The organism is Streptosporangium sp. NPDC023615, from assembly GCF_040640155.1.
In the GTDB taxonomy this organism is placed as follows: domain Bacteria; phylum Actinomycetota; class Actinomycetes; order Streptosporangiales; family Streptosporangiaceae; genus Streptosporangium.
The window spans coordinates 159,243-183,135 of the sequence record NZ_JBFABE010000005.1 but is presented as its reverse complement, the minus strand read 5'-3'; the positions used below and the strand labels follow the sequence as shown (position 1 = coordinate 183,135).

General features: G+C 70.5%; 19 protein-coding genes and 1 riboswitch. Of the genes, 11 read left to right on the top strand and 8 right to left on the bottom strand.

The window, feature by feature from the left end; translation table 11 throughout:
• Window positions 1-89: 89 nt before the first annotated feature.
• Window positions 90-1,553, top strand: coding sequence for a bifunctional lysylphosphatidylglycerol synthetase/lysine--tRNA ligase LysX (gene lysX, locus AB0G16_RS06280; protein ID WP_362799624.1), 1,464 nt, complete (start codon window positions 90-92; stop codon window positions 1,551-1,553).
• Here lysX and AB0G16_RS06275 read toward each other — a convergent pair.
• Window positions 1,531-2,790, bottom strand: a complete 1,260-nt coding sequence (locus AB0G16_RS06275; protein WP_362799450.1) for a cytochrome P450 — start codon at window positions 2,788-2,790, stop codon at window positions 1,531-1,533. The genes lysX and AB0G16_RS06275 overlap by 23 nt on opposite strands.
• A gap of 622 nt (window positions 2,791-3,412) precedes the next feature.
• Here AB0G16_RS06275 and AB0G16_RS06270 point away from each other — a divergent pair.
• Window positions 3,413-3,580 carry a LuxR C-terminal-related transcriptional regulator gene (locus AB0G16_RS06270; RefSeq protein ID WP_362799447.1) on the top strand — a complete coding sequence of 56 codons (168 nt, stop codon included), beginning with the start codon at window positions 3,413-3,415 and terminating at the stop codon, window positions 3,578-3,580.
• Window positions 3,581-3,744: 164 nt separating this feature from the next.
• Here AB0G16_RS06270 and AB0G16_RS06265 read toward each other — a convergent pair whose 3' ends face one another.
• Window positions 3,745-4,707 carry an NlpC/P60 family protein gene (locus AB0G16_RS06265; protein ID WP_362799444.1) on the bottom strand — a complete coding sequence of 321 codons (963 nt, stop codon included), beginning with the start codon at window positions 4,705-4,707 and terminating at the stop codon, window positions 3,745-3,747.
• Window positions 4,708-4,796: 89 nt separating this feature from the next.
• Window positions 4,797-4,943: riboswitch (cyclic di-AMP (ydaO/yuaA leader) on the bottom strand.
• Between the two features lie 492 nt (window positions 4,944-5,435).
• Here AB0G16_RS06265 and AB0G16_RS06260 point away from each other — a divergent pair.
• The 5 genes from AB0G16_RS06260 (at window position 5,436) to AB0G16_RS06240 (ending at window position 13,463) form a co-directional block, all read left to right on the top strand.
• Complete coding sequence (locus AB0G16_RS06260) at window positions 5,436-6,029, top strand: amino-acid N-acetyltransferase (RefSeq protein WP_362799621.1); 594 nt, start codon at window positions 5,436-5,438, stop codon at window positions 6,027-6,029.
• 216 nt (window positions 6,030-6,245) lie between these two features.
• Window positions 6,246-7,403 (top strand): RDD family protein, encoded by a 1,158-nt coding sequence (locus AB0G16_RS06255; RefSeq protein WP_362799440.1) that lies wholly within the window; start codon window positions 6,246-6,248, stop codon window positions 7,401-7,403.
• Between the two features lie 1,618 nt (window positions 7,404-9,021).
• Window positions 9,022-9,354, top strand: coding sequence for an Lsr2 family protein (locus tag AB0G16_RS06250; RefSeq protein ID WP_362799437.1), 333 nt, complete (start codon window positions 9,022-9,024; stop codon window positions 9,352-9,354).
• Between the two features lie 279 nt (window positions 9,355-9,633).
• Window positions 9,634-12,141 (top strand): ATP-dependent Clp protease ATP-binding subunit, encoded by a 2,508-nt coding sequence (locus AB0G16_RS06245; protein ID WP_362799434.1) that lies wholly within the window; start codon window positions 9,634-9,636, stop codon window positions 12,139-12,141.
• A 371-nt stretch (window positions 12,142-12,512) separates the two neighbouring features.
• Window positions 12,513-13,463: a TIM barrel protein gene (locus AB0G16_RS06240; protein WP_362799431.1), complete on the top strand. Its 951-nt coding sequence runs from the start codon at window positions 12,513-12,515 to the stop codon at window positions 13,461-13,463.
• A 167-nt stretch (window positions 13,464-13,630) separates the two neighbouring features.
• Here the strand turns inward: AB0G16_RS06240 and AB0G16_RS06235 are convergent, their stop codons facing one another.
• Window positions 13,631-14,506 carry an A/G-specific adenine glycosylase gene (locus AB0G16_RS06235; protein WP_362799428.1) on the bottom strand — a complete coding sequence of 292 codons (876 nt, stop codon included), beginning with the start codon at window positions 14,504-14,506 and terminating at the stop codon, window positions 13,631-13,633.
• A gap of 153 nt (window positions 14,507-14,659) precedes the next feature.
• Between AB0G16_RS06235 and AB0G16_RS06230 the strand changes: the two genes are divergently transcribed.
• Window positions 14,660-15,355: a hypothetical protein gene (locus tag AB0G16_RS06230; protein WP_362799425.1), complete on the top strand. Its 696-nt coding sequence runs from the start codon at window positions 14,660-14,662 to the stop codon at window positions 15,353-15,355.
• A 128-nt stretch (window positions 15,356-15,483) separates the two neighbouring features.
• On the opposite strand, the gene disA is transcribed toward AB0G16_RS06230, so the two are convergent.
• The 5 genes from disA to AB0G16_RS06205 form a co-directional block, all read right to left on the bottom strand.
• The gene (gene disA, locus AB0G16_RS06225; protein ID WP_362799422.1) at window positions 15,484-16,569 is read right to left on the bottom strand and encodes a DNA integrity scanning diadenylate cyclase DisA; all 1,086 of its coding nucleotides are present in this window, start codon (window positions 16,567-16,569) and stop codon (window positions 15,484-15,486) included.
• 146 nt (window positions 16,570-16,715) lie between these two features.
• The gene (gene radA / locus AB0G16_RS06220; RefSeq protein WP_362799418.1) at window positions 16,716-18,119 is read right to left on the bottom strand and encodes a DNA repair protein RadA; all 1,404 of its coding nucleotides are present in this window, start codon (window positions 18,117-18,119) and stop codon (window positions 16,716-16,718) included.
• An 83-nt stretch (window positions 18,120-18,202) separates the two neighbouring features.
• On the bottom strand, window positions 18,203-18,517 hold the full coding sequence (trxA, locus tag AB0G16_RS06215) for a thioredoxin (RefSeq protein ID WP_362799415.1): 315 nt from the start codon (window positions 18,515-18,517) through the stop codon (window positions 18,203-18,205).
• Entirely contained in the window at window positions 18,514-18,894 is a 381-nt protein-coding gene (locus tag AB0G16_RS06210; RefSeq protein ID WP_362799412.1) for a MerR family transcriptional regulator, read from the bottom strand. Before AB0G16_RS06210 ends, trxA begins: the two co-directional genes overlap by 4 nt.
• A 152-nt stretch (window positions 18,895-19,046) precedes the next feature.
• A complete protein-coding gene (locus AB0G16_RS06205; protein WP_362799408.1) occupies window positions 19,047-19,745 on the bottom strand; it encodes a class I SAM-dependent methyltransferase in 699 nt (232 codons plus the stop codon).
• 163 nt (window positions 19,746-19,908) lie between these two features.
• On the opposite strand from AB0G16_RS06205, the gene AB0G16_RS06200 reads away from it, so the two are divergent.
• The 3 genes from AB0G16_RS06200 (at window position 19,909) to AB0G16_RS06190 (ending at window position 23,784) form a co-directional block, all read left to right on the top strand.
• Window positions 19,909-20,718, top strand: a complete 810-nt coding sequence (locus AB0G16_RS06200; protein WP_362799405.1) for a sugar phosphate isomerase/epimerase — start codon at window positions 19,909-19,911, stop codon at window positions 20,716-20,718.
• Window positions 20,715-21,443 carry a TetR family transcriptional regulator gene (locus AB0G16_RS06195; protein WP_362799402.1) on the top strand — a complete coding sequence of 243 codons (729 nt, stop codon included), beginning with the start codon at window positions 20,715-20,717 and terminating at the stop codon, window positions 21,441-21,443. Before AB0G16_RS06200 ends, AB0G16_RS06195 begins: the two co-directional genes overlap by 4 nt.
• A 190-nt stretch (window positions 21,444-21,633) precedes the next feature.
• Complete coding sequence (locus tag AB0G16_RS06190) at window positions 21,634-23,784, top strand: (Fe-S)-binding protein (RefSeq protein WP_362799399.1); 2,151 nt, start codon at window positions 21,634-21,636, stop codon at window positions 23,782-23,784.
• Window positions 23,785-23,893: the final 109 nt, after the last annotated feature.

The following is a 23,893-nucleotide window of genomic DNA, read 5'->3' as shown; positions in this document are numbered from 1 at the left end:
CGGGTGACCTCGCGGGGTTCGTCGCATCGGTACGCTTTGGAACTGTGACCGATGACGTGACCAACCCCGCCGAGGACCTGCCCGAGCAGATGCGCGTGCGCCGGGAGAAGCTCGACCGCCTCCGCTCCGAGGGCGTCGACCCCTACCCGGTGAACTTCCCGCGTACCGCGACCAACGCCGAGATCCGCGGGAAATACGCCGATCTCTCCGCTGACACCGCGACCGGCGACAGGGTGGGCGTCACCGGCCGGGTGATGCTGTCCCGGACCGGCGGCAAGCTCTGCTTCGCCACCCTGCGGGACGGCTCCGGCGACCTCCAGGTCATGATCTCGCTGGACCGGGTGGGCGAGGAGTCGCTGGCCGCGTGGAAGCGCGACGTCGACCTCGGCGACCACGTGGGCGTCGAGGGCGAGGTCATCACCTCCCGCCGGGGCGAGCTGTCCATCCTCGCCGACCGCTGGGCGATCACCTCCAAGTGCCTGCGCCCGCTGCCGGAGAAGCACGCCGGGCTGACCGACCCCGAGGCGCGGGTCCGCCAGCGCTACGTGGACCTCATCGTCAACGACGAGGCCAGGAAGCTGGCGTACACCCGCAGTGCCGTGGTGCGGTCGATCCGCGACTTCTGGCACGAGGAGGGCTACCTGGAGGTGGAGACGCCGATGCTCCAGCCGATCCACGGCGGAGCCACGGCCCGGCCCTTCAAGACCCACATCAACGCCTACGACATGGAGCTCTACCTCCGCATCGCGATCGAGCTCTACCTCAAGCGGCTCGTGGTCGGCGGGATCGAGAAGGTCTTCGAGATCAACCGCAACTTCCGCAACGAGGGAGCGGACTCCACCCACAACCCCGAGTTCACCATGCTCGAGGCGTACGGGACCTATCTCGACTACAACGACATGGCCGACCTGACCCAGCGGATGATCCAGAAGGCGGTGGTGGCCGCGCTGGGTCACTCGGTGGTCGTCCACGAGGGTCAGGAGATCGACCTCGGCCTGGCCAAGTGGCCCCGGATCACCCTCTACGGGTCGGTCTCGGAGGCATTGGGCGAGGAGGTCACGACCGCGACGCCGCTGGAGCGCCTCCGCGCCCTCGCCGACGCGCGGGAGATCCACTGGGACGCCGCCTGGGGGCAGGGCAAGCTCGTCCAGGAGATCTTCGAGGCGCTCGTCGAGCACACGCTCGTCCAGCCCACGTTCGTCATGGACTACCCGGTGGAGACCTCCCCGCTGACCCGCCAGCACCGGGACAACCCGCTCCTGACCGAGAAGTGGGACCTGATCGGGTTCGGCACCGAGCTGGGCACCGCCTATTCGGAGCTGGTCGACCCGGTCGAGCAGCGCCGCCGCCTCACCGAGCAGTCCCTGCTCGCGGCGGGCGGCGACCACGAGGCCATGCAGCTTGACGAGGACTTCCTCACCGCCCTGGAATATGCGATGCCGCCCACCGGCGGCATGGGGCTGGGCATCGACCGCCTCATCATGGCCTTCACCGGCAAGAACATCCGCGAGACCATCCTGTTCCCGCTGGTCAAGCCGTCCGGCCGAGCCTGACGGGGAGCGCGGCCAGGCCGCGCAGGACGAGGTTCTCCTTGTACGGCGGCGCCGGGTCGGCCAGGACCAGGCCCGGTGCCGCCGCCGCGAGCGCGGAGAGCGCGATCGTGCCCTCCAGGCGGGCCAGGGGCGCGCCCAGGCAGAAGTGCGCGCCCAGTCCGAAGGCCAGGTGGCGTCCGGGGCGGCGCCCCAGGTCGAGCCGGTCGGGCTCGGCGAACACCTCCGGATCGCGGTTGGCCGCGCCGAGCAGCGCCAGCACGGCCTCGCCCGCACGGATCGGCGTCCCGCACAGGTCCGTGTCGGCGAGCGCCACCCTGAACGTGAGCTGCACGGGCGGGTCGTAGCGGAGCAGTTCCTCGACCATCCGCGGCCCGTCGCCGGCGCGGAAGCGGTCCAGGGCGCCGTGCCGGAGCAGGGCCAGGGCGCCGTTGCCGATCAGGTTGACCGTGGTCTCGTGCCCGGCCACCAGCAGCAGCACGCAGGTGGCCAGCAGCTCGTCGAGGGTGAGCGCGCCGGTGCGGACGAGGTCGCTCAGCAGGTCGGGGCCGGGCTCGGCGCGCCGTCCGGCGGCGAGCTCCGCGAAGTAGGCGTGGAACTCCGCCCTGGCCGCCTCCCGCTCGGCCACCACCCGCTCCGGGAGCACGAAGTCCGGGTCCAGCCCGCGCGCCAGGGCCTCGCTCCACCCCTGGAAGCGCACCCGGTCCTCGGGCGGCACGCCCAGCATCTCGCTGATGACCAGGACCGGCAGCGGGTAGGCCAGGGCGGAGATCAGATCGCTCTCCCCGCTCCCCCTCCCGCCTGTGTCCCCGCGCCCGTCCCCGCCCCCGTCCCCGCCCCCGTCCGCGTCTGTGTCCGCACGTCCATCCGGCGCCACCGACGCCGCCACCGAACCGGCCAGCTCGCCGGCGACGGCCTCGATACGGGGCCGCAGCCGCTCGATCATCCGTGCCGTGAAGGCCCCGCTCACCAGGGAGCGCAGCCGGGTGTGGTCCGGCGGGTCCATGGTCAGGAACGAGCGCGCGACCCGGCCGCGCCCGTGAGGACCCGCGCCGTGACCGAACCGCGGGTCGCGGAGCAGCGTGGCACAGGCGGCGTACCCGGTGGCCAGCCACATGCCGGACGCCGTACGCGTCAGCGGCCCGTGCTTCCGCAACCGGCGATAGTGCTCGTACGGCGCCCGGGTGAACCCCGGGGCGAAGGGGTCGAATCCCAGCAGGTCGGAAACGGCGGTGCTCACGATCCTCCGTGCAATGTGGGCGAGTTTCTGCAGAGTGCAGAAACCCTTTCTAGTAGGGCCAATATCCCGATGCAGGAGTGATCGCGCATGACACCTCGCAAATTTCGCAAAGGCGGCCACAGTCCTACCATTTCATGGTTTTTTGCGCGACGTAGTCAAGGGGACGGGGCTTGTGATCGCCACCCCGCCGCGGGCGCGAGGGCGGGTATCCCGGAAAATGCGGGAGGGCACGCCCCTCGCGGATCCGGCCTCCGGGGTGCGGCGGGACCGGTCGTGCCGACGAAATCTTGTTCTGTGGGCAGGCCCGTCGTCGCAGGCAGGGGACGGTCGGGGGTCCGCGCCCACCTCTGGGTGTGACTTAAGCGCAAAGGCGCTGACATATCCTGAGTACTTCACGTATAGCCTGCTATGTCAATAGTGTGGATGCGCCGTGAAGGGTTGAACTTGACGACCTTTGAACAAGGCGTTTACCGTTCCTGGCGGGTGGTAATCATTCCTGACGCCTTAGGCCCGGTTTCCAGAGTGGGGGGAGTGACTCTTGATGGCATATCCCGAAGTGGATTCACGCCATGGCGACAGCCCCCTGGGCACGGGGGATATCGGTCTCAGTGAGGACGACCTCGTGCTGCTGGCAGAGCTCGCCAAGGGCGTCACCGTGGATCGGGTGGGCCGCAGGCTCGACATCAGCGGCCGGACCGTCAGGCGCAGGCTCAGGGGCATCTGTGACCGCATCGGAGTCGCCACCGCGATCGAGGCCGTGGCCTGGGCGGCTCGCCGCCGCCTGATCTAGCCGCCTGATCTAGCCGCCTGATCTGGCCGCCTGATCTGGCCGCCCGTCCCGGCCGCCTCGGCCCCCGGCCGTCCCGCCCCCGTCCGCTCCGGCGGCCACCCGGCTCGCCGGTCGCCGACAACCCGGTCGCCGACAACCCGGTCACCGACAACCCGGTCACCCGGTCACCCGGCGACGCGCACGCCTCCCACGAAGGGCCGGTTGTCGATCGTGGTGATGTGGATGACGTCACCGGTCCGGGGCGCGTGGACCATCAGGCCCGCGCCGATGTAGATCCCGACATGGTGCAGGTCGGAGTAGAAGAAGACCAGGTCGCCCGGGCGCAACTGGCTTCTGGAGACGCGCGTGCCCGCCGTCCACTGGTCGCCGGTGTAGTGGGGCAGGCTGATCCCGACCTTCTGGTAGGCCCACATGACCAGTCCGGAGCAGTCGAAGGAGTTGGGCCCCTCGGCGCCCCACACGTACGGCTTGAGCTGCTGGGTCAGCGCCCAGCGGGCGGCCTCCGCCCCCTTGCCGCTGCCCACGATGGGGGCGTCGACCTTCACCCGGGCGCCCCGGTTGCCGACGGCCTGCGAGCGCACCTCCTTGAACAGGTCGCTCTCCACCCGCGAGACCAGGCGCTCGATCTTGGTGCGCTTGGCGTCGATCTGCGACAGCAGCTTCTTGACCTCGGAGGTCCTGGCCTTGGCGCCGGCCTGGGCCCGCTCGGCGGCCTCGATCGCCCGGCCCACCTGGGCGACCTCCTCGCTCTGGCGCTGCTGCAGGGCGTAGGTGGTGGTGGCCTGGTCGAGGAAGGCGTCGGGGTCCGAGGTCTGGGTGAGGACGAGACCGGAGTGCAGGCCGCCCGACATGTAGCTGCTCTGTGCCAGCAGCGCGGCCTTGGCCCGCCGCGACTCCAGCTCGGACTCGCTGGTGGCGAGGGTCTTCTCGGCGCTGTCCGCGGCCCGCTGGGCCTGCTTGAGCTTGACCCGCTCGCCGTTGTACTGCTCGGCGAGCGTCTCGATCTCGTTGTGCAGTTTCTCGGCCTGCTCGGCCAGTTGCTTGAGGCTGGGCTCCGGGTCGGCCGTGGCCGGGAGCAGCGGGGTGCCCAGGGTGAGGGTGGCGAACGCCAGGCCGATGACCGCCATGCGGCGGCGGAGCCCTCGCGGTGCGCGTCGTGGACGGCGGGCGTCGCCGCCTGCCCCGTCTCCGCGGTCGCGCGTGCGCTTCACCAATGGACTCCTCTCCTCGGCCGCCTACCGGGTTAGCTGACGGGTTCGGGCCGGAGGCAGCCCTACCGGGTGCGCCGGTGGCACTCGGATTCACCCCCAAGGACACGGTGGGTCCCCGGTTCTCCCTGCGGAAGATTCGGCGGGTCAGGCTTTTTCACGTCTCTGACATCGAGCACGGAGATTAGTCGAAGCGTGGTTCCTGCTCAACCAGAACCCTGAATTCAGTAGAGGTTTCGCAACTGAAATGTCACGGACGGATCACATCTCATAATGATCATTGTTGCCTTTGCGCGGCCTTTGCCTGCTGCTTCGCGGGTCCCGTGACGGTCGGCCCAGCTCCGGAACCGTACCGAAGATGAAATGCGACACACCGAGGCCTCCCGTGCTCAGCGTGGTAATGCCGCTACCAAGGGTCACATGGGAGGGGTGGTGCGGGAGTTAGGGGTGAGCCGTAATCGAAGGTCGGCGAGCACGTACGCTGATCGGTCATGGAGCAGGTTGCGGAACAGTCTCCGACGCCGGTCACGCACGCCCCCGCCGGTGCCGGACGCGAGGCGGGGCCGGGTGCCGAACGCGAGGCGGGACCCGGGAACGGGGCCGGGAACGGGCGCGAGGCCAGGCCGGGGCACGGCTCCGGGGAGGGCGTGGAGCGGGACGGCCCGGTCGCCGTCGCGGTCGCGGAGGCCGCCGGGATCACCGTCCGGCGAGCCCGCACCCCGGACGTCCGCGCCGTCCGGCGCCTGGTCGACACCTACGGCGGCGCGGGGCCGCGCCTGCTGGAGAAGGCCACGGTCACGCTGTACGAGGACGTCCAGGAGTTCTGGGTCGCCACCGACGAGCAGGGGGAGGTGGTCGGCTGCGGGGCGCTGCACGTCCTCTGGGAGGATCTGGCCGAGATCCGCACCGTCGCGGTCGATCCGGCCCGCAGGGGGGCGGGAATCGGGCACCGGATCGTCTCCGCGCTGCTGCGCACCGCCGTCGAGCTCGGCCTGCGCCGGGTCTTCTGCCTGACGTTCGAGGTCGAGTTCTTCGCCCGGCACGGTTTCAGGGAGATCCAGGGCACGCCCGTCGCCCCGGAGGTCTACGCCGAGCTCCTCGCCTCCTACGACGAGGGCGTCGCGGAGTTCCTGGATCTGGAGCACGTCAAGCCCAACACCCTGGGCAACACCCGGATGCTGCTGCATCTGACACGTGAGCCCGACGCGAGTGACTTGGGACCTGACAAGGGGGAAAGGTGACTGTTCTTTCCTATGTCGATACCTTGTGCTGCAGCAAGCATGTGCGTCTGACATCTGCCACATGCGCATTCTAAGTGAGGTGACGCGGTGAGCACCGGACAGCCGCCGTATCCACAGGATGATCCCGACCGCGATCGCACACCGTCGGGGCAGCCGGAATACGGACAGCACAACGCGGGTCGAGGCGCTGGCGGGCTCGACCCCGACGTAACGGTCGTGGGATATCGGTCGGAGGCCTCACAGCCGAACACCGGTCCCGGACAGGCCCAGGGCTACGGCCAGCAGGGTTACGGCCAGCAGCCCGACTACGGGCAGCAGGGCTACGGCCAGCAGGGCGGAGCGGGCGGCTACGGTCAGCAGGGCGGCTACGGTCAGTCCTCGCACGAGCAGCCCTCCTACGGCCAGCCCGGCTACGGTCAGCAGGGCGGCACGGGCGGCACGGGCGGCTACGGCCAGCAGGGCGGGACGGGCGGTTACGGCCAGTCCTCGCACGAGCAGCCCGGCTACGGTCAGCAGGGCGGCACAGGCGGCACGGGCGGTTACGGCCAGCAGGGCGGCACGGGCGGCTACGGTCAGCAGCCCTCCTACGGTCAGCAGGGCGGGGCCGGTGGCTACGGCCAGCAGCCGGACTACGGGCAGCAGGGCTACGGCCAGCAGCCCTACGGGCAGCAGGCCTCCCAGCCCTCCTACGGCCAGCAGCCGGACTACGGCCAGCCCTCCTACGGGCAGCAGCCGACGTACGGCCAGCAGGGCTACGGCCAGCAGCCGGACTACGGGCAGCAGGGCTACGGCCAGCAGCCGGCCTACGGGCAGCAGGGCTACGGCCAGCAGGGCTACGGGCAGCCGTACAGCGGCGTGCCCGGCGCTCCCGCGCCGCTCGCCGAGTGGTGGCAGCGCCTGGTGGCGCGCATCGTCGACATAGCCATCATGCTCGTGGTGGGCCTGGTCATCGGCCTCATCCTGGGCCTCGTGCTCGGCGCGATCATCGTCGGCACCGGTGGCACCGGTGGTATCGACTCCGGGGCCACCTCCGCCATCACCGTGATCAGCACGCTGATCAGCGCGGGGCTCTACTTCGCCTACGAGTTCTTCATGCTCAAGCGGGGCGGGCAGACCGTCGGCAAGATGGTCATGGGCATCAAGGTCGTCCCCGTCGGCTCCGTCCTGCCGCCCGGCGGGCTCGGCACCGAGGCCGCGCTCAAGCGTACCGCTGTGTTCATCGGCCCGCAGTTCCTGACCTGGGGGCCGACCTTCCTGGACCTGATCGTCGGACTCTTCACCCTCGTGAACGTCCTGTGGCAGCTGTGGGACCAGCCCCTGCACCAGGCGCTGCACGACAAGGTGGCCGACACGGTCGTCGTGAAGATCAAGTAATTCCCCGGACGACGGGACCGGCGGCTCGGCCGCCGGTCCCGTTTTTCGTACCCGGACCCTCCGGCACGGAGCCCGCGCGGCTCTTCGCCCCCTCCCCGACCCGTTCCCGGTCCCTCCCCGACCCGTTCCCGCGCGCCGTCCCTCACGCTCGACCCTCCGCGCGCACGGCCCCACGCACGGCCCCACGCACGGCCCCACGCACGGCCCCACGCACGGCCCCACGCGCCGGCCCTCGTCCGCGGACCTTCACATACGCGTTCCCCGGCGCCCTTCGCGCGCCTTCCGCGCCTTTTCACGTCCCTGTCCTCATCCCCCGTGCCTTCACGCACGGACCCTCGCGCACGCGCCTTACGCCGACGCCTTCGCGCACGCGGCTTCTTCATGGGCGCGGCTTCACGCGCCGGCCGGAAAACGAGGCGCCGGGGCCCGCGGTAACGGTCCGGCCGGCCGGACCGCCACGGCGCCGCAAAACCATTTGCCCCCGGGAGCGCGGGGCGACTTATGACCCGCCCTTGGCCCCTGCCCGGTGAAAATATTCGCCCTTGACACTCGGCGGTGTCCTCGATGCCGCTATGCCCCCTCAATGGTGGATCGTCCGCCGTCGGTGGTCCGCCCACCACTCACCGAATGGCCGATCCCACTCGCCCCGGACATCCCGCGTGACGCTCCCGGGTTTTCCTCCCTTCGCCTTCCACGGCGCGTTCGGGGCGACCGGTGAAGACCTTCTTGGAGGTCCCGGCCGGACGGACGGGACCGTGCCGGGCTTGTGTGAGGGGGGCGCGCCTTTGGTGGTTATACGGTCTACGACTATGTGTCACCTACCGTGGTGGGTCGTACTCTTGGCAAGAAAGCGTTGAAGATCCGTCTTGTTACGCGACTGCGCCGCGCCGGTCCGGGCAGGGGTGATGAGGCGATGGGCTGTGGGGCCCGTCGTTCCATCGGCACCGGGCATTCCCGTGATGAACCGGCCCGCCACGGTCCCGCCTTCCCCGCGGGACGGCGTTCTTGTCGCGCGCCCCCTCTGAGCAGGGGTTACGTCGTAAGGAGGGCGACGGCTCGGCGACCGGGAAGCCCGTGGAGCCGGGTATTCCCGAGGCGAGGACGATCATCTGTTCGTCCCGCCTGTTTTTCTTCCCGGCTTTACGGTCGCAACCGGTAAGGCGGCTGGAGAGAAGCATTAGGCTGGAGAGTGACGGGCGTGGTGCCCCTCCGACGCATGCCGCCGGTCGGTGGCGCTATGGTCATCCGTGAGCGGTTCCGGGCCGCTGGACGCGCGCCCGCGCCCGGGAGCCGCCACATTTCCCTGGTCCTAGAAAGCCATCCACGGTGCGGAGCGAGGACGAATGGAAGCTGTATTGTCCGCGTTGATACCCCCGGCGGTCGTCGGCGGAGCCTTCATCTACGGAGTCGTCAAGTTGGTCCGGAGTGAGGCCGCCGGCCGGCGCACGGCAAAACAGGCCGATCCCGCCGACACGCAGAAGAGCTGATCCCCGCCGGACACCGGCCGGGAGTCTCGGTTCCCTGTGAGAATCGCCGAACTTCTGGAATTGCCGCTCTTCGGTCGCGGGTATATGTTTAGCTTGCGAATGAAACAATACTCCGCGAAAGGATTGTGTAGATGGCCAAGCAGATCCAGGAGATTCTCATCGACGACCTCGATGGGGGGGAGGCCGACGAGACCGTCACCTTCTCGATTGACGGCACCAGCTACGAGATTGACCTGAGTGACGTTAACGCCAAGAAGCTCCGTGACTCCCTCTCGCCTTTCGTGCAGAGCGCCCGCCGTTCCGGTGCCCTGGCCACCCGCCGCCGTCGCGCGGGTGGAGCGCGGGCACTCACCCGCGAGAAGAGCGCCGACATCCGCGCGTGGGCGAAGGCTCACGGGATGAACGTCAGCGAGCGCGGACGGATCGCGTCCAAGATCGTCGAAGACTACGAGCGGGCTCACTAGATCGGTCCGTACGATCGAGTGAATCATGCGGTTATGGCGGTCACGGTGGGGTCCGGTGGCGGCCATGACCGCATGATGCGTTTCGCGGGCCGAGAAACGTCGTTCGCTTGCGGCGTAGCGGGAACATCCCACCCCCCGTAAGTAGTTGGATGGAGGGTGAACGCCCTGCTCTCGGGGAACGTCTTCTGCATAGAGCGGTCGCCGGGTCGGGGCTACCATGCGGGATGACAGGGCCCGGATATCCCGGACCTGCCTGACCGCTCTGTGAGGAGCGACGAGATGTTCGAGAGGTTCACCGACCGCGCACGGCGGGTTGTCGTCCTGGCCCAAGAAGAGGCCCGGATGCTCAACCACAACTACATCGGTACGGAGCACATTCTTCTTGGCTTGATCCATGAAGGTGAAGGCGTTGCCGCCAAGGCTCTGGAGAGCCTCGGCATCAGTCTTGAGGGTGTGCGTCAGCAGGTCGAGGAGATCATCGGCCAGGGTCAGTCTGCGCCGTCGGGGCACATTCCGTTCACCCCGCGTGCCAAGAAGGTCCTTGAGCTGTCGCTCCGCGAGGCCCTGCAGCTGGGACACAACTACATCGGCACCGAGCACATCCTGCTCGGCCTCATCCGTGAGGGCGAGGGCGTCGCCGCCCAGGTGCTGGTGAAGCTGGGGGCCGACCTCAACCGGGTCCGGCAGCAGGTCATCCAGTTGCTCCACGGCTACCAGGGCAAGGAGCCGGCCGCCGCGGGAGGCCCGACCGAGGCCGCCCCGTCGACCTCCCTCGTGCTGGACCAGTTCGGCCGCAACCTGACCCAGGCCGCCCGGGAGGGCAAGCTCGACCCGGTCATCGGCCGGGAGAAGGAGATCGAGCGGGTCATGCAGGTCCTGTCCCGCAGGACCAAGAACAACCCGGTCCTGGTGGGCGAGCCCGGCGTCGGCAAGACCGCCGTCGTCGAGGGCCTGTCCCAGAAGATCGTCAAGGGCGAGGTGCCCGAGACGCTCAAGGACAAGCAGCTCTACACCCTCGACCTGGGCGCCCTGGTGGCGGGTTCGCGCTACCGCGGTGACTTCGAGGAGCGGCTGAAGAAGGTCCTCAAGGAGATCCGCACCCGCGGCGACATCATCCTGTTCATCGACGAGCTGCACACGCTCGTCGGAGCGGGCGCCGCCGAGGGCGCGATCGACGCCGCCAGCATCCTGAAGCCGATGCTGGCCCGTGGTGAGCTGCAGACCATCGGTGCCACCACGCTCGACGAGTACCGCAAGCACCTGGAGAAGGACGCGGCGCTGGAGCGTCGTTTCCAGCCGATCCAGGTGGCCGAGCCCAGCCTCAGCCACACGATCGAGATCCTCAAGGGCCTGCGCGACCGCTACGAGGCCCACCACCGCGTCTCCATCACCGACGGCGCCCTGGTGGCCGCCGCGCAGCTCGCCGACCGCTACATCAGCGACCGGTTCCTGCCGGACAAGGCGATCGACCTCATCGACGAGGCCGGCTCGCGCATGCGCATCCGCCGCATGACCGCGCCGCCGGACCTGCGCGAGTACGACGAGAAGATCGCGGGCGTGCGGCGCGACAAGGAGTCCGCGATCGACGCGCAGGACTTCGAGAAGGCCGCGGCCCTGCGTGACCAGGAGAAGCAGCTCCAGCTCAAGCGCGAACGCCGCGAGAAGGAGTGGAAGGCCGGCGACATGGACGTCGTGGCCGAGGTCACCGAGGAGCTCATCGCCGAGGTCCTCGCCACCGCCACCGGCATCCCGGTCTTCAAGCTCACCGAGGAGGAGTCCCAGCGGCTGCTCCGCATGGAGGACGAGCTGCACAAGCGGATCATCGGTCAGGACGACGCCATCAAGGGTCTGTCCCGCTCGATCCGCCGTACCCGCGCCGGCCTGAAGGACCCGCGCCGCCCGGGTGGTTCGTTCATCTTCGCCGGCCCGTCCGGTGTCGGTAAGACCGAGCTGTCCAAGGCGCTGGCCGAGTTCCTGTTCGGGGACGAGGACGCGCTGATCATGCTGGACATGTCGGAGTTCATGGAGAAGCACACCGTCTCCCGCCTGTTCGGCTCGCCTCCGGGCTACGTCGGATACGAGGAGGGCGGTCAGCTCACGGAGAAGGTGCGGCGCAAGCCGTTCTCGGTCGTCCTGTTCGACGAGATCGAGAAGGCCCACCCCGACATCTTCAACTCGCTGCTGCAGATCCTGGAGGACGGTCGCCTGACCGACGCCCAGGGCCGGGTGGTCGACTTCAAGAACACCGTGATCATCATGACCACGAACCTCGGCACCCGGGACATCTCCAAGGGCCAGGGGGTCGGCTTCGCCAAGAACAACGACGCCGAGTCCAACTACGACCGGATGAAGTCCAAGGTCCAGGAGGAGCTCAAGCAGCACTTCCGGCCCGAGTTCCTCAACCGTGTCGACGACATCGTGGTCTTCCACCAGCTCACGCCGAAGGAGATCATCCGCATCGTGGACCTGATGCTGGCCCAGGTGGGCCTGCGCCTGAAGGACCGCGACATGGGGATGGAGCTCACCCAGGAGGCCAAGCAGCTCCTGGCCGACCGTGGCTACGACCCGGTGATGGGCGCCCGCCCGCTCCGGCGCACGATCCAGCGCGAGCTGGAGGACACGCTGTCCGAGAAGATTCTGTACGGCGAGCTCCGTCCCGGCCAGATCGTGAAGATCGCGGTCGAGGGCGAGGGCGAGAACGCGAAGTTCACCTTCGTCGGTGAGAACGCGCCGGTCGACCGGGTCCCCGACTCGGCCGCCGCCATCGCGGAGCCCATCCAGAACTAGGCACGACAGGCCCCCAGGGGCCACCGGCAGGCCCCGCCGTGAGGAGACTCACGGCGGGGCCTGCCTATTTGTTACCAAAGAAGGTGTGTCCGCCACGACAGGTAGTACTACACTCTGTAGAGTGAGCTCGGCGGGGTCTCACCGCGTGATCCTCGGACCACGCCGGCCCCCGTGGACCACCGGCGAGGTCAGCCTCGTGAGGTAGCGGCACATCAGCTCCGGGAGTGACGCGGAGGTCGCCGCCCGCGCGGGATGCTGCATGGAGCCGGGCCGGGCTCCCGGCTGGGAGAGAGCCTCCGGCTCACAGCGCCGCGAACGGCCGGCGCGGGGTGATCGGGGACCTTACGAGAAGCACGCCTTGGAGGCATCGCATGCGTTTACGGCACGAGGACGGGACGCTCGTTCACCTGGCCTACAACGCGGGCGTTCACCCCGCCGAGGACCTGGAGAACCTGATCGCGCACCTGACCCGGTACGCGGTGCCGGTGCGCAAGCGCCTGGGCGTGGAGCGTCTGGGCGTGGGCCTGTGGCTCTCCCCGAGCGTCGCCGACCATCTCAGCGCCGACAGGATCGAGCTGGTGCGCCTGCGCCGCTCCCTGGAGGAGCGCGGCCTGGAGGTCGTCAGCCTCAACGGCACCGGCGGCAGGAACCAGGAGTCGCCCGGCCCCGACTGGGCCAAGCCCGAGCGCTACCGCTACACGATGGCGCTGGCCAGGATCCTGGCCTTCCTGCTCCCGGACGACGTCCGCTTCGGAAGCATCTCCACCATCCCCATCGGCTGGCGCCGGGACTGGCCGGCCGACCTGAACGCCATCGCCTCGCGCCGCCTGGAGCGGCTGGCCCGGGAGCTGCGCGGGCTCTACAGCGTCACCGGCAAGACGGTCAGGGTGGGTTTCGAGCCGTGGCCCGGCTGCGTGCTTGAGACCACCGAGCAGGCCCTGGACCGGGTCGGCGGCATCGACTCCGAGCACCTGGGCGTCTGCCTGGACGCCTGCCACCTGTCGGGAGGCGCCGAGGAGCCCGGAGCCGCCCTGCGCGGCCTGGCGGCCGCCGGGGCCCCCGTGGTCAAGCTCGGTCACGTGCACAACCATCTGACCGCCGCCTGCCAGGAGCTGCCCAGCACCCGCCCGATCCTGGAGGACACCCTCACCGCGATGCTCTCCGGCGCGGTGAACGGCACCGCGCACATCGAGGTGGAGACCCACGACCTGGCCGTGCCGCTGCGCGCCAGGGGGCCGGGCGCGCTGGTCAACATGATCGCCGAGGAGCTCGACTGGGCCCGCGGCAACCTCACCGCCCTGGGCCTGCGCCTGGCCGCCTGACAGGGACGCGCCCCGGTGAGAGGGGCGGGGCGGCGCACCCGGCGCCAGACCGGGGAACGACCCTGGCGCCGCTTGCCGGAGCGGGCCGCCCGAGGCGTTCCGTGCCCGCGAGGTGCTCCCGGCCGTCCCGTGCCCTCAGGGGGCGGCTCCTGGCCGTCCCGCCGCCCTCAGCCGGGCAGGCGGTAGGTGCCGTCGCCGAGGACCTCGGCCAGCCCGTCCGCGATCAGGCCGTCCAGGGCGCGCTCGCGCTGCGGGGCGTCCTGCCAGACCGCGTCGAGGGCGTCCTTGGGAACGGCGCCGTGGGACCGGCGCAGCACCGCCAGGAGACGGCCGCGGCACTGACGGTCCGTGCCCGCGTACGCCTGGCCCTTGCGGGCCGGGCCGTCGTAGGCGGGCTTGCCCGCCAGCCGCCACGCGCACAGGTCGCCGATCGGGCAGTCGGCGCAGCGGGGCGCGCGGGCGGTGCAGACCAGGGCGCCCAGCTCCATCACGGCGACCGCCCAGACGGGGGCGCGGCCGGCGTCGGGGAGCAACGAGGCGGCGAGCCTGCGCTCGGCGGGGGTGGTGGCCTTCGGCGGGTACTCCTCGCCGCCGACGGCCCGCGCCAGGACCCGCCGCACGTTGGTGTCGAGGACCGGGTGCCGTCCCCGGAAGGCGAAGCTGGCGACCGCGGCGGCCGTGTACTCGCCGACGCCGGGCAGCGCCAGCAGGGTGTCGTGGTCGGAGGGGACCTCGCCGCCGTGCCGGTCGGTGATCGCGCGGGCGCACGCGTGCAGGTTCAGCGCCCGGCGCGGGTAACCGAGCCGGCCCCAGTGGCGTACGGCCTCGCCGGGCGACTCGCGGGCGAGGTCGGCGGGGGTGGGCCAGCGCTCCATCCACTCGTTCCACACCGGCAGCACCCGCACGACCGGGGTCTGCTGAAGCATGATCTCGCTGACCAGGATCGACCACGGTGAGGCGCCGGGCGCCCGCCAGGGAAGGTCGCGGGCGTTGCCGGCGTACCAGTCGAGAACGGGTTCGAGCAGGCGGTTCGACTCGGGCACCCTCCGACGATAGTGCCGCCCCGGCGTCCGCGATCCGCCTTCTTCTCCTTCGTCCGCCTTTCTCCGGGAGGCCCTGGGCCAACCGGCCGCCGAAACGCCGCGGGAGCGGCGGGTCGGCTCCCTCGGCCCGCCTGAGCTGCCCATACTATGAGCATGGACCCCGACACGTTCCGTGACGACATCGGAGCCGACATCTACTGGCGGCGCCGGATGACCGCGCTGATCGGTGTGCTGCTGGTGGTCGCCGTGGTGGCGTGGGCCTGCTCGGCGACGGGCGGCCCGGACGACGCGCGGGAGCGGGGCGGGACCGCCGGGCAGGCGCCGGAGGCGGTGCCGGGCCTCCTGCCGCCCCCCGGGGCGACCCCCTCGGCCGGCGGGAGCCGGACACCGGCCCCCGGGGCGTCCGGGACGGCCGGAGCGACCGGGGCGTCCGGGACGGCCGTCCGGCACAGGCGGCCGGGACAGGCCTGCACCGACCGACAGCTCGTGCTGAGCATGGAGGGCCAGGGGACGGTCTACCCGCCGGGCATCAGGCCCCGGTTCATCCTGACCCTGGTCAACGTCGGCAAGGTGATGTGCACCACCGAGGTGGGACCGCGCTCCCTGGAGGTCCGCATCACCTCCGGTCCCGACCGGGTGTGGTCGTCCTCCGACTGCATCAGCGGCGAGACCGACCGTGTCGACCGGCTGGAACGCGGCGTCCCCTACGTCCGCGAGCTGGTGTGGGACCGGCGCCGCTCCGGGGACGACTGCGCCGCCGAACGGGTCGCGGCCCGCCCCGGCACCTACGTCGCCGTGGCCCACGCCCCCGGGCTGAGGAGCCGCAAGGCCGTCTTCCACCTGCGCTGACCCGGGCGGCCTTCCCCCTGCCGGCGCGGGCGGCCGGGAACGATCCGGCGGACCGGGTGCCCCGGAGCGTGGAGACCCCGGCGGGCCGGGCACCGCCGGGTGCGCTGACCCCGGCGGGGTGGGCGCCCTCAGACGTAGCGTTCCAGGATGGACGACTCGGCCAGCCGGGACAGGCCCTCGCGGATGTGGCGGGCCCTGGCCTCGCCCACCCCGCCGACCTCCTGGAGCTCGCCGATGCTGGCGGCCAGCAGCTTCTGCAGGCCGGCGAACTGGTCGACGAGACGGTCGACCACGGTGCTCGGCAGCCGCGGGACCTTGGCCAGCAGCCGGTATCCCCGGGGGCTCACCGGTGCCTCCAGTGCGTCGTTGCCCGAGTGGCCGAGGACCTGGGCGACGATCGAGAGGTCGAGCAGATCGGTGGAGGAGAGCCGGTCGAGCTCGTGCAGGGCGTCGGCGAACTTGCGCGGGCGGCGTCCCGCCGTGGGCAGGTAGTCGCGGACGATCAGCTCGCGGTCGCTCTCCGTACCGGCCACGAGTTCGTCCAGCTGCAGGGAGAGCAGCCGGCCGTCGGTGCCGAGCTCGACCACGTAACCGGCGATCTCCTCGGAGATGCGCCGGACCATCTCCAGCCGCTGGGCGACCACCGCGATGTCACGGACCGTGACGAGATCCTCGATCTCCAGCGCCGACAGCGTGCCGGAGACCTCGTCCAGGCGGAGCTTGTAGCGCTCCAGGGTGGCCAGGGCCTGGTTGGACTTGGACAGGATGACCGCCGACTCCTCGACCACGTAGCGGATGCCGTCGAGGTAGAGGGCGATGATCCGCATGGACTTGCTGAGGGAGATGACCGGCAGGGAGGTCTGCAGGGCCACCCGCTGGGCGGTGCGGTGCCGGGTCCCGGACTCGTCGGTGGGGATGGAGGGGTCGGGCATCAGGTGCACGGCCGCGCGGACGATCCGCAGGTCACCGGCGTTGAGCACGATGGCGCCGTCCATCTTGGCCAGCTCGCGCAGCCGCGTGGCGGAGAACTCGACGTCCAGCTCGAACCCGCCGCTGCAGATCTCCTCGACCGTGCGGTCGTAGCCCAGCACGATCAGGCCGCCGGTGTGCCCGCGGAGAATGCGCTCCAGGCCGTCGCGCAGAGCGGTGCCCGGGGCGACCGCGGCCAGGATGCTCCTGCGGCGCTCGTCGAGCCCTTTGTAGGTTGCTGCCACCTGACCCCCGTGGTCTGCCTATGGCACCCAGCTTACCGGCGAAGCCCGCGCCGGGCCCGGAATCGCCGGATGCCCGTGAACCACGGGGCCGCCGAGGGCCCGGACCACCGGGGATCCGGGAGGCCCGAAACCCGGGGCTTCGAGGGTCAGGTGACGTGGGTGAGGGCGTCCCAGACGTTCTCCGCCTCGACCACGTCGAAGCCCGGGGCGAAGGCCGCGCCGCGCCCGCTCGTCGGGACCAGCGAGTTGTCACCGCCGCGCCGCTTGCCGCCCTCCAGGGAGCCGGCCGGGACCAGGGCCCGGGTGAAGCCCAGCCGGGCGGCCTCCGACAGGCGGCGCCGCACGTCGCGCACCGGGCGCAGCTCCCCGGCCAGGCCCACCTCGCCGAGCACCACCAGGCCCGAGGGCAGTGCCTTGTCGCCGGCCGCGCTGGCCACCGCGAGCATCACCGACAGGTCGACCGCGGGATCGCTGAGCTTGATCCCCCCGACGGTCGCGGTGAAGACGTCGCACCCGCCCAGCTTGGCGTTGAGCCGCCGCTCCAGCACGGCGAGCACCATCGTCACCCGGTAGGTGTCGAGCCCGGAGGAGGAGCGCCGGGGCTGCTGGGCCTCGGTCCTGGCGACCAGCGCCTGCACCTCGGCGGGCAGCGGCCGGGTGCCCTCCAGGGTGACGGTGACGCAGGTGCCGGGCACCGGGTCGGTGCGATGGGAGACGAACAGGCCGCTGGCGTCGGCGATGCCCTCGATGCCGCTCTCGTGCAGGTCGAAGCAGCCGACCTCGTCGACCGGGCCGTACCGGTTCTTGATCGCGCGGACCAGGCGGAGACGGGAGTGGCGGTCGCCCTCGAAGTGGAGCACGACGTCGACCAGGTGCTCCAGGGTGCGGGGGCCGGCGATCGAGCCCTCCTTGGTGACGTGGCCGACCAGCACGGTGGACATGCCGCGCTCCTTGGCCAGCCGCACGAGGTTCCCCGCGACCTCCCTGACCTGGGTCACCCCGCCGGGCACGCCGGTCGCCTGGACCGAGCCGATCGTCTGCACCGAGTCGACGATGAGCAGGTCGGGCTGGACCTTCTCGACGTGCGAGACCAGCGCGCTCAGGTCGGTCTCGGCGGCGAGGTAGAGGCGGTCCTGGATCGCGCCGATCCGGTCGGCCCTGATCCGCACCTGGGCGGCCGACTCCTCACCGGTGATGTAGAGGACGGTCTGCTGGCGGGCGATCTTGGCCGCCGCCTCCAGCAGGAGGGTGGACTTGCCGATGCCGGGCTCCCCGGCCAGCAGCACCACCGCGCCGGGCACCAGGCCACCGCCCAGGACCCGGTCGAGCTCGGCCACGCCGGTGGGACGCGCGTGCGCCACCTCGGCCTTGACCTGGCCGATCGGCACCGCCGGGGCCGAGACCGCCCCGGCGGAGGCCACCCGCACGCCCGCGCGGGCCGTCTCCTCCTCGACCGTGCCCCAGGCCTGGCACTCGCCGCAGCGCCCCACCCACTTGGCGGTCTGCCAGCCGCACTCGGCACAGCGGTAGCCACCAGCCTTCTTCACCATGGCCGCACGTTACCGGCCCGCACCGACAACTTTCACCCGGCACGACCGTGCCGTACCGGGTGAGAGGATCCGCGTGCCGGGTCTCAGATGTGCCCCTCCAGGTCGGCCAGGAGCAGGCGCTTGGGCTTGGCGCCCTTGATCTGCTGCACGACCTCGCCGTTCTTGTAGAGGTTGAGCGTGGGCAGCCCCATGACCCCGTACCTGGCGGTGATCTCGGGGTAGTCGTCGGCGTTGAGCTTGGCGATCGTGACGCGGTCGCCGTACTCGGACTCGATCTCGGCCAGGACGGGCGCGATCATCTTGCACGGCCCGCACCACTCGGCCCAGAAGTCGACCAGGACGGGCTTGTCGCTCTTCAGTACCTGCTCGTCGAAGTTCTCGGCGGTCAATGTGATCATGATTCTCCTGCTTTCCTCAGTACGCATCCCGGGCAGGCCGTGGTGAACTGCGCCGCCACCTCGGCCCTGCGGATCAGCAGCGTGCGGATCTCGTCGTCGATCTCGGCGAGCTTGCGCCGGTAGACGGCCACCGACTCCGGGCACGACCCCCCGGAGTCGTGCCCGGCCCGCAGGCAGGCCACGAACGGGCGGGCGTCGTCCAGGGTGAAGCCGACGGCGAGCAGCGACCGGATCTCGGAGACGAGACGCAGGTCGGCCTCCCCGTACTCCCGGTAGCCGTTGGACGAGCGCCGCGCCGAGATCAGGCCCTGCTGCTCGTAGTAACGCAGCGCCCGGGGGCTGACCCCCGCGCGCCGTGCCAGCTCACCGATCCGCATCCACCCTCCCGATGGGACGACGATAGACCTTGACACCAACGTCAAGGTCAAGCCGCCGCCCGTTGTTCCCGGATCGGCCGGCGGACGGCTCCGGACGGCCCGGTCGGGCGGTTCGACCGGGTGGGTTCGACCGGGCGGGTGGGCCGGGTGGCTCAGTACAGCTTCCAGCGCAGCAGGTTGGGGTAGTCGATCTCCAGGCCGGCGGTCTCGGCGACGGCCCGCTCGGCGACCTCGGGGGTGAACTCGATGCGGAACACCGCCTCCAGGTCGGCACGGCGCTCGAAGCGCATGCGCAGGTCGAGCTCGGCGCTCTGCCAGCCCTGCCGGCTCCAGAACTCCTCGACGGACCGGGCCGAGTAGGAGGGGATCGACCGGGAGAACCAGCGGCCGAAGGCGCCGCGGCCGGCGTCGACGTCGATCACGAAGGCCGCGCCGCCGCGCCGCAGCACCCGCGAGAGCTCGGCCAGGCCGGGTTCGCAGCCCGGCCCGAAGAAGTAGGCCCAGCGGGCGACGGCCACGTCCACGCTCGCGTCGGGCAGCGGGAGCGCCTGGGCGGTGCCCACGCGGACCTCGACGTCCGGCAGCGCGCGGCACCGGCGCCGGGCCAGGTTCACCAGGTCCTCGTGCGGCTCGACGCCGACGACCCGGCCGGCGGTGGCGGCCAGGGACGGCAGGTGGTAGCCGGTGCCGCAGCCGACGTCCAGGACGGTCGCGCCGTGCCAGGGCCGGATGGCCGCCATGGCGGCCTCGGCGCGCCCCTCGGGGTCCACCGCGCGGTTCTCCAGCTCGTAGGTCTGGGGCGTGTTCCAGATGTTGGGGCTGGGAATGGCGCCCTTCGCGTACCTCGGCATGCCCTCACCGTAACGGTGTGATCTCGGACGCGGTGGGCGCCGGCGTACAGCACCGCTCTCCGGACCCGCTTAGGCTGGCAGAGGTGAGCGACATGAGCGAGCGGGCCGGTCGGCCCAGCGGTGTTCGCGAGCGTGTGCTCCGAGCCGGAGACGAGGAAGCGGTATGAGCGTCCGTGTATCCAGTGCGAAGATCGCGCTGTCCACCGCGTCGGTGTATCCCGAGCGTACTCCCGACGCCTTCGAACTGGCCGCGCGCCTGGGGTACGACGGCGTGGAGATCATGGTGGGCGCCGACCCCGTGAGCCAGGACGTCGACGTCCTGGAGCGGTTGTCGGACCACTACCAGATGCCCATCCTGGCCATCCACGCGCCGTGCCTGCTGGTGACGCAGCGGGTCTGGGGCAAGGACCCCTGGGCGAAGCTGGAGCGCGCCCAGCGGGCCGCCGAGAGGGTCGGCGCCCGCACGGTCGTGGTGCACCCGCCGTTCCGCTGGCAGCGCGACTACGCCCGTGACTTCGAGGTCGGCCTGGCCAGGATGCGCGAGGAGACCGACGTGGTGTTCGCGGTGGAGAACATGTTCCCCCTCAAGGCCAGGGGCAACGAGGTCGTCCCCTACTCCCCCGACTGGAACCCCGTCGACCACGACTTCCCCCAGGTCACGCTGGACCTGTCGCACACGGCGGTGTCCGGGTCCGACGCCCTGGAGATGTTCACCAAGCTCGGCGACCGGCTGGCCCACCTGCACCTGGCCGACGGCGTGGGCGTGGCCAACAAGGACGAGCACCTGGTCCCCGGACGGGGGACCCAGCCGTGCGCGCCGATCCTGGAGCGGATGGCGGGCAACGGCTACTCCGGGCTGGTGGTGCTGGAGATCAACACGCGCAAGGCGGCCAGCCGCACCGAGCGCATCGACGACCTCGCCGAGGCGCTGGCCTTCGCCCGGCTGCACCTGGCCGCCTCCACCAGCGCATGAGCGAGCCCGCCGTGAGCGAGCCCGCCGTGGGCGGGCCCGACGCGGACGGCTCCGCCCCGGCGTCCGCGCGCGGGTCCGCGGCCTCCACCGAGCCCGGCGGGGCCGACGGGGCCGACGGGGCCGGGGGGAACGCGGCGGGCAGGAGGAGGCCGGGGCGCAGGCCGGGGTCGGCCGACACGCGGGGGCAGATCCTCGCGGCGGCGCGCGAGATCTTCGCCGAGAAGGGGTTCGACAAGGCGACCGTCCGGGGCATCGCCCGGCAGGCGGGGGTGGACCCGGCGCTGGTCCACCACTACTTCGCCGGCAAGGAGGGCATCTTCGTCGCGGCGATGGAGCTGCCGATCACCCCCGAGAACGTCGTCTCGGCGATCCTGGCAGGGCCGCGCGAGGAGGTCGGCGAGCGGCTGGCCAGGTTCATCCTGACGATCACCTCGGACGCCGCGGCCCGCCAGCCGCTGCTGGCGCTGGTGCGCACCGCGATGACCAACGACCAGATGGTCGTCATGATCCGCGAGTTCATGACGCGGGCGCTGCTGGGACGGGTCGCGGAGCTGCTCCAGATCCCGCCGCTCCGCATGGAGGCGGCCTTCGCCCAGCTCTTCGGCGTGGTCCTGGTGCGTTACGTCCTCAAGCTGGAACCGCTGGCCTCCACCGACGTCGAGGAACTGGTGGACCTGCTCGCGCCCACGATCCAGCGCTACCTGGACCCGCCCGGGCAACAGTGATCACTTCGGTACCGGGCCGGAGGCGTACAGAGCATTGTTCTGGGCATCGGGTTGACCGTAAGGTGGCCACGGTCGGCCCGGGTCTGGTACGCGAGTAAGTTACTCGCGGGTAGGATTCGTGGGGACCCGTCGTCATCGTGGATGACCGGCGGTCGTACGCTGGCAGCCAACGCCGTCTGTGGGAGGACCCGTGCTCTGGGTAGCGATCATCGGGCTGGTCATGACAGCCGTCGCGGTCGCGCTTGCCGCGCGCCGCGTGTTGTTCCTGTACCGGCTCGCCACCGTCGGGCCACCCGCGCCCGAGCGCGTCGCGTACGCCAGGAACCACCTCGGGGAGGAGATCAAGGCCCAGCTCGTCGAGGTCTTCGGCCAGCGCAAGCTGCTGAAGTGGACGGCGCCCGGTGTCGCGCACTTCTTCGTGATGTGGGCGTTCTTCATCCTGGTGACCGTCTACGTGGAGGCCTACGGCGCGCTGATCCAGGGCGCGGTCACCGGCACCCCCGACTTCCACATCCCACTGGTGGGGACGTGGCCGGTGCTGGGTTTCCTGCAGGACTTCATCGCGGTCGCGGCCCTGTGCGGCCTCATCGCCTTCGCGGCCATCAGGATCAAGAACTCGCCGAAGAAGCTGGGCCGCAGGTCGCGCTTCTCCGGCTCGCACCTCGGCGGTGCCTGGCTCGTCCTCTTCATGATCTTCAACGTGATCTGGACGATGTTCCTCTTCCGCGGCGCCGCGGCCAACACCGGCAACCTCCCCTACGCCTCGGGGGCGTTCGCCTCCGACGCGACGGCCGCCCTGCTGCGGCCGCTGGGCGCCTCGGCCAACGAGACGATCGAGCACGTCGGCCTGCTGCTGCACATCGGCGTGATGCTGGTCTTCTCGGTCATCGTGGTGAACTCCAAGCACCTGCACATCTTCACCGCGCCGCTGAACGTGGCGTTCTCCCGGCGCCCGAACGGCAACGGCCCGGCCCAGCCGCTGCGGATCGACGGCAAGGTCGTGGACTTCGAGGACGAGGAGCTCGACGGTGACCGGCTCGGCCGGGGCAAGATCGAGGACACCAACTGGAAGGGCTTCCTCGACTTCTACACCTGCACCGAGTGCGGGCGCTGCCAGGACCAGTGCCCGGCCTGGAACACCGACAAGCCGCTCTCGCCGAAGATGCTCATCCTCCAGCAGCGCGACCACGCCTTCCAGGTCGCGCCGTACCTGTCGGCCACCGAGGAGCAGCGCGCGGACCTGCACGAGGACGTGCTGGCCCTGCTGAACAAGCCGCTGGTCGGCGAGGACGGCGTCATCCACCCCGACGTGCTGTGGTCGTGCACGAACTGCGGCGCCTGCGTCGAGCAGTGCCCGGTCGACATCGAGCACATCGACCACATCCTGGACATGCGCCGCTACCAGGCGATGGTGGAGTCGAACTTCCCCTCCGAGGCCGGCGTCATGGTCAGGAACCTGGAGAACAAGGGCAACCCCTGGGGGATGGCCGAGACCAAGCGGGCCGACTGGATCGAGGAGCTCGCCGGCCGCGAGGTCGACCCCATCGAGGTCGCGCTCGTCGACGAGAAGCTGGACGAGGACGTCGAGTACCTGTTCTGGGTCGGCTGCGCCGGTGCCCTGGAGGACCGGGCCAAGAAGACCACCAAGGCGGTCGCGGAGCTGCTGCACGTCGCCGGGGTGAGGTTCGCGGTGCTCGGCCCGATGGAGGCGTGCAGCGGGGACCCGGCCCGGCGGCTGGGCATGGAGTACCTCTTCGACATGCTGGCCAAGCAGAACATCGAGACGCTGAACGAGGTCGGGGCCAAGAAGATCGTCGCGACCTGCCCGCACTGCTTCAACACCCTGGCCAACGAGTACCCGCAGCTCGGCGGGACCTACGAGGTCGTGCACCACACCCAGTTGCTGGCCAAGCTGGTGGACGAGGGCAGGCTGGTGCCGGTCACGCCGATCGAGGAGAAGATCACCTACCACGACCCGTGCTTCCTGGGCCGCCACAACAAGGTGTACTCCCAGCCCCGCGACATCATGGCCAAGGTGCCCGGGGTGAAGACCCAGGAGATGCACCGCCACAAGGACAGGGGCTTCTGCTGCGGCGCCGGCGGCGCGCGGATGTGGATGGAGGAGCGGCTGGGCAAGCGCATCAACACCGAGCGGGTGGACGAGGCGCTGACCACCGAACCCGACACGATCTCCACGGCGTGCCCGTTCTGTCTGGTGATGCTCGGCGACTCGATCAACGAGAAGAAGAACGCCGGCGAGGCCAAGGAGACACTGGAGGTCGTCGACGTCTCCCAGCTGCTGATCAAATCGATCAAGGGCCAGCCCGTGGAGGCTTCCTGACCGTCCCCCGCCGTCAGATACGAGCTATTTCAACGGCTCGTATCTGACATTCGGTCAAGTGTTTGCGAAAAGGCGCGGAGATCAAAACCCATTCTCCACATAACGGGAA